Below are 6,236 nucleotides of genomic sequence, written 5' to 3' on the forward strand. Positions count from 1 at the left end.
AGATGCTAGTAGCCCTTATTTGATTTTTGGGTATTACTTTCCTAATGCTAGTTTATTTAGTACAATGAAAGAATGAACACTTTCAGAAAGTGAGCGATTTTATGAAACGTATTAAAATTTCAACAGAGTATATTACACTAGGGCAATTTTTAAAGTTAGCCGATGTAATTGATACAGGTGGCGCTGTAAAATGGTTTTTACAAGAATATGAAGTGTACGTGAATCAAGAACTTGAAAATAGAAGAGGTCGCAAACTATATGCGAACGATATTATTGAAATTCCAGGAAGCGGAAGTTTCCAAGTTCAGTCATAAAGGGGGAGCCCTTTGTTTATTTCAGAAATACAATTAAAAAACTATCGCAATTATGAAAAGTTAGAGCTTTCCTTTGAAGATAAGGTAAATGTAATTATCGGCGAGAATGCGCAAGGGAAAACGAATTTGATGGAAGCTATTTATGTTTTAGCGATGGCGAAATCTCATAGAACCTCTAATGATCGCGAGCTTATCCGTTGGGATGAAGATTTCGGTCAAATTAAAGGAAAGCTACAAAAGAGAAATAGTTCTTTGTCTTTGGAATTAAATATCTCGAAAAAAGGTAAAAAGGCAAAATTAAATCAACTTGAACAACAAAAATTGAGTCAATATATTGGCGTGATGAATGTTGTCATGTTTGCCCCAGAAGATTTAAATCTTGTAAAAGGAAGCCCTCAAGTAAGAAGACGCTTTTTAGATATGGAATTAGGCCAAATAGCTCCGGTCTATTTGTATGAACTGAGTCAATATCAAAAGGTGCTCACACAACGAAATCACTTGCTAAAAAAGATGCAAGGGAATAGTAAGAATGAGGAAACGATGTTGGATGTATTTACACTTCAACTTATTGAGCATGGTACAAAAATTTTGCAAAAACGCTTTGAATTTTTGCATTTACTACAAGAATGGGCAGCTCCAATTCATCGTGGTATAAGCCGTGGGTTAGAAGAATTAGAAATTGTCTATAAACCGAGTGTAGATGTATCAGAATCAATGGATTTGTCGAAAATAAAAGAAGTATACTATGAAAGTTTTCAATCCGTGAAACAACGTGAAATTTTCCGTGGTACGACTTTAATTGGTCCTCATCGTGATGATTTACAATTCTTCGTTAATAGTAAAAATGTTCAAGTCTTTGGTTCGCAAGGACAACAACGAACGACCGCACTGTCCCTAAAATTAGCTGAAATTGAATTGATTTACTCAGAAGTTAAAGAATATCCGATTCTTCTATTAGATGATGTATTATCAGAATTAGATGATTATCGTCAATCGCATCTGTTAAATACAATTCAAGGAAAAGTGCAAACATTTGTGACAACGACGAGTGTCGACGGAATTGAACACGAAACATTAAAAGAAGCGAAAACAATTCATGTAACGAACGGCACGGTAGATTGTGAAATAGATAGGGCGTAATCCCTGTTTAAATGGAAAAGTAGGTGATCTTTGTGTCAATGGAACAAAAGCAAATGCAAGAAAATTCATATGATGAAAGTCAAATACAGGTACTTGAAGGACTAGAAGCAGTTCGAAAACGCCCTGGTATGTATATTGGATCTACAAGCGGAAAAGGACTTCACCATCTTGTATGGGAAATCGTCGATAATAGTATTGATGAGGCACTTGCAGGGTACTGTGATGAAATTAACGTTAGTATCGAAGAAGATAATAGTATTCGTGTAACGGATAATGGACGTGGTATTCCAGTTGGTATACAAGAAAAAATGGGACGTCCTGCTGTAGAAGTTATTATGACCGTTCTTCATGCTGGTGGTAAGTTTGGCGGCGGCGGTTATAAAGTTTCTGGTGGTTTGCATGGTGTTGGGGCATCTGTAGTAAATGCCCTATCAACAGAACTAGAGGTATTTGTACATCGTGAAGGTAAAATCCATTATCAAAAATACGAAAGAGGTATTCCGGTTGCGGATTTAAAAGTCATTGGTGACACAGATCAAACAGGAACGATAACTCGATTTAAACCAGATCCAGAAATTTTTCAGGAAACAACAGTATACGAATTTGATACGCTCGCAACTCGTATGCGTGAATTAGCATTTTTAAATCGTAATATTAAATTAACAATTGAAGATAAACGTGAACATAAGCAAAAGAAAGAATTCCATTATGAAGGTGGAATTAAATCATACGTCGAGCATTTAAATCGCTCAAAACAACCAATCCATGAAGAACCTGTATATGTAGAAGGATCAAAAGATGGTATTCAAGTTGAGGTTTCCTTACAGTATAACGAAGGATATACAAATAATATTTACTCATTTACGAATAACATTCATACGTATGAAGGTGGAACACATGAAGTAGGGTTTAAAACAGCTTTAACTCGTGTGATTAACGATTATGGACGTAAAAATAGTATTTTAAAAGATGCAGACAGTAACTTAACGGGTGAGGATGTTCGTGAAGGTTTAACTGCAATTGTATCAATTAAACATCCAAACCCACAATTTGAAGGACAAACGAAGACGAAACTTGGGAATAGTGAAGCAAGAACGATTACAGAGTCTGTGTTTTCAGAGGCATTTGAAAAGTTCTTACTAGAAAACCCGAATGTTGCACGAAAAATCGTAGAAAAAGGTACGATGGCAGCACGTGCACGTGTTGCAGCGAAAAAAGCGCGTGAATTGACACGCCGAAAGAGCGCATTAGAAGTTTCAAGTTTACCTGGTAAATTAGCAGATTGCTCTTCGAAAGATCCAGCAATTAGTGAAATTTACATTGTAGAGGGTGACTCTGCCGGTGGATCAGCAAAACAAGGGCGTGATCGTCACTTCCAAGCAATTTTACCGCTAAAAGGTAAAATTATTAACGTTGAAAAAGCAAGATTGGATAAAATTTTATCTAACGATGAAGTGCGTACAATTATTACTGCAATTGGTACGAACATTGGCGGCGATTTTGATATCGAGAAAGCTCGTTATCATAAAGTTATTATTATGACGGATGCCGACGTAGATGGTGCGCATATTCGTACCCTATTATTAACGTTCTTCTATCGTTATATGCGTCAAATTATTGAACATGGTTATATCTATATTGCACAGCCACCGTTGTTTAAAATACAACAAGGTAAAAAAATTCAATATGCTTATAATGAAAAAGAGCTTGAAAAGATTTTAGCTGAATTACCAGCTCAACCTAAACCTGGTATCCAACGTTACAAAGGTTTAGGAGAAATGAACCCAACCCAGCTTTGGGAAACGACAATGGACCCAGAAGTGCGTTCATTACTTCAAGTTTCCCTTCAAGATGCAATTGAAGCAGATGAAACATTTGAAATTTTAATGGGGGATAAAGTAGAGCCACGTCGTAACTTTATCCAAGAAAATGCAAAATACGTGAAAAACCTTGATATTTAAATGAGTAATGACAGGAATCTGAGTATTCCTGTCTTCTACATATAAATCAATGTATGTGTAACGGAAATGTAAGAGGAGGTGCTCGTTGATGTCAGACAATCAACAACAAGCACGAATTCGAGAAATTAATATTAGTCATGAAATGCGTACCTCATTTTTAGATTACGCAATGAGTGTTATCGTATCTCGTGCATTACCAGATGTTCGTGATGGATTAAAACCTGTGCATCGTAGGGTTTTATATGCGATGAATGATTTAGGAATTACGGCTGATAAAGCGTATAAGAAATCAGCACGTATTGTTGGTGAAGTAATCGGTAAGTATCACCCTCATGGTGATTCAGCTGTTTATGAAACAATGGTACGTATGGCGCAAGATTTCAGTCAACGTTATATGCTTGTTGATGGGCATGGTAACTTTGGATCTGTCGATGGTGATTCAGCGGCAGCAATGCGTTATACAGAAGCAAGAATGTCTAAAATCTCTATGGAATTAATACGAGATATTTCAAAAAATACGATTGATTATCAAGATAACTACGATGGTTCTGAAAGAGAGCCGATTGTATTACCAGCGCGTTTTCCTAACTTACTAGTAAATGGTACGACAGGTATTGCAGTAGGTATGGCAACGAATATTCCGCCGCATCAACTTGGCGAAGTAATTGATGGCGTATTGGCATTAAGTCATAATCCCGATATTACTATTGCAGAATTAATGGAGTGCATTCCAGGACCAGATTTCCCAACGGCAGGTTTAATTTTAGGAAGAAGTGGTATTCGTAGAGCTTATGAAACAGGACGCGGTTCTATTATACTTCGTGCTAAAGTTGAAATTGAAGAGAAGTCAAATGGCAAACAATCTATTATCGTAACGGAACTACCTTATCAAGTAAATAAGGCGCGATTAATTGAAAAAATTGCAGAATTAGTTCGCGATAAGAAAATTGAAGGTATTACAGATTTACGTGATGAATCAGATCGAAATGGTATGCGTATTGTTATGGAAGTACGTCGTGATGCCAATGCTAATGTATTATTAAATAACCTATATAAACATACAGCACTTCAAACAAGTTTCGGTATTAACATGCTGTCTCTTGTAAATGGAGAGCCGCAAGTACTGAACTTAAAACAAAATTTATATCATTACTTGGAACATCAAAAGGTAGTAATTCGTAGACGTACAGCTTATGAACTAGAAAAAGCAGAAGCGCGTGCTCATATTTTAGAAGGATTACGAATTGCCTTAGACCATCTGGATGAAGTTATTACATTAATTCGTAGTTCGAAAACAGCGGAAATTGCAAAGCAAGGTTTAATGGAACGTTTCGGCTTAAGTGAAAAACAAGCGCAAGCTATTTTAGATATGCGTTTGCAACGTTTAACAGGTTTAGAACGCGAAAAGATTGAACAAGAATATCAGGACTTAATGAAGTTAATCGCTGAATTAAAAGCAATCTTAGCAGATGAAGAAAAGGTTCTTGAGATTATTCGTGAAGAATTAACGGAAGTAAAAGAGCGCTTCAATGATAAGAGACGCACAGAAATTACAATTGGTGGTATGGAGTCTATTGAAGATGAAGACTTGATTCCAGAACAAAATATCGCCATTACGTTAACTCATAATGGTTATATTAAGAGGTTACCAGCTTCCACGTATAAAACACAGAACCGTGGTGGACGTGGTGTGCAAGGAATGGGGACAAATGATGATGATTTCGTAGAGCATTTATTAACTACTTCTACGCATGATCATATTCTATTCTTCACTAATAAGGGGAAAGTATACCGTACGAAAGGATATGAAATCCCAGAGTATAGTCGTACAGCGAAAGGTATACCTATTATTAACCTATTAGGTGTAGATAAGGGTGAATGGATTAACGCCATTATTCCAATTCGTGAATTTGGTGACGATGAATTCTTATTCTTCACAACAAAACAAGGTATCTCTAAGAGAACACCACTTTCATCATTTGCAAATATCCGTACGAATGGCTTAATTGCAATCTCTCTCCGTGAAGAGGATGAAGTAATATCTGTACGTTTAACATCTGGTGATAAGGATATTATTGTAGGAACAAGCAATGGTATGTTAATTCGTTTTAACGAGCAAGATGTGCGTTCTATGGGACGTAATGCGGCTGGTGTAAAAGCAATTACATTAGGTGAAGAAGATCAAGTTGTAGGTATGGAAATTGTCGAAGAGGATGTAAATGTTTTAATTGTAACGAAAAATGGTTATGGAAAACGTACGCCGATTGATGAATACCGTCTACAAAGCCGTGGTGGTAAAGGTCTGAAGACTTGTAATATTACAGATAAAAACGGTAAATTAGTAGCTGTTAAATCTGTAACAGGTGAAGAAGATATCATGTTAATTACAGCAGCAGGTGTTATTATTCGTATGCCAGTTGATCAAATCTCTCAAATGGGACGTAATACACAAGGTGTTCGTCTAATTCGATTAGAGGATGAGCAAGAGGTAGCGACAGTAGCAAAAGCACAAAAAGATGATGAGGAAGAAACGAGCGAAGAGGTTTCTTCAGAAGAATAAGAGGGGAGATATCTCCCTTCTTTATTTTTTTATAATAATACTTGCATAGGGAAGAGAAAGTCTATATAATAGGCAGAGTCAGCAAATGAGAGATACAAGTTATCGAAAAAACTTGTTGACGAAAATAATATACTATGATATATTATAAAAGTCACTGAAACGCGATATTGAACTTTGAAAACTAAACGAAACAAACAACGTGAAACGTCAATTTTTATTTTAGATGCTAGACAAACTAACTTTATTGGAGAGTTTGATCCT

General features: G+C 36.2%; 4 protein-coding genes. All 4 read left to right on the top strand.

Annotated elements, in window-relative coordinates; translation table 11 throughout:
* Window positions 1-101 precede the first annotated feature (101 nt).
* The 4 genes from yaaA (at window position 102) to gyrA (ending at window position 5,975) form a co-directional block, all read left to right on the top strand.
* Window positions 102-314, top strand: coding sequence for a S4 domain-containing protein YaaA (yaaA, locus tag PDQ68_RS23980; RefSeq protein WP_000821367.1), 213 nt, complete (start codon window positions 102-104; stop codon window positions 312-314).
* Between the two features lie 12 nt (window positions 315-326).
* On the top strand, window positions 327-1,454 hold the full coding sequence (gene recF / locus PDQ68_RS23985) for a DNA replication/repair protein RecF (RefSeq protein ID WP_000470750.1): 1,128 nt from the start codon (window positions 327-329) through the stop codon (window positions 1,452-1,454).
* A gap of 38 nt (window positions 1,455-1,492) precedes the next feature.
* Window positions 1,493-3,415 carry a DNA topoisomerase (ATP-hydrolyzing) subunit B gene (gyrB, locus tag PDQ68_RS23990; protein ID WP_000435991.1) on the top strand — a complete coding sequence of 641 codons (1,923 nt, stop codon included), beginning with the start codon at window positions 1,493-1,495 and terminating at the stop codon, window positions 3,413-3,415.
* Between the two features lie 88 nt (window positions 3,416-3,503).
* Window positions 3,504-5,975, top strand: a complete 2,472-nt coding sequence (gyrA, locus tag PDQ68_RS23995; RefSeq protein WP_001282851.1) for a DNA gyrase subunit A — start codon at window positions 3,504-3,506, stop codon at window positions 5,973-5,975.
* The last annotated feature ends 261 nt before the right edge of the window (window positions 5,976-6,236 follow it).

It is taken from the genome of Bacillus cereus group sp. Bc010 (genome assembly GCF_027716745.1).
Lineage (GTDB): Bacteria > Bacillota > Bacilli > Bacillales > Bacillaceae_G > Bacillus_A > Bacillus_A pacificus.

Bases quoted from the DNA above. Each gene is read 5' to 3' on its own strand.
- yaaA (WP_000821367.1), top strand. From the start codon at position 102: ATGAAACGTATTAAAATTTCAACAGAGTATATTACACTAGGGCAATTT.
- gyrA (WP_001282851.1), top strand. From the start codon at position 3,504: ATGTCAGACAATCAACAACAAGCACGAATTCGAGAAATTAATATTAGT.
- gyrB (WP_000435991.1), top strand. From the start codon at position 1,493: ATGGAACAAAAGCAAATGCAAGAAAATTCATATGATGAAAGTCAAATA.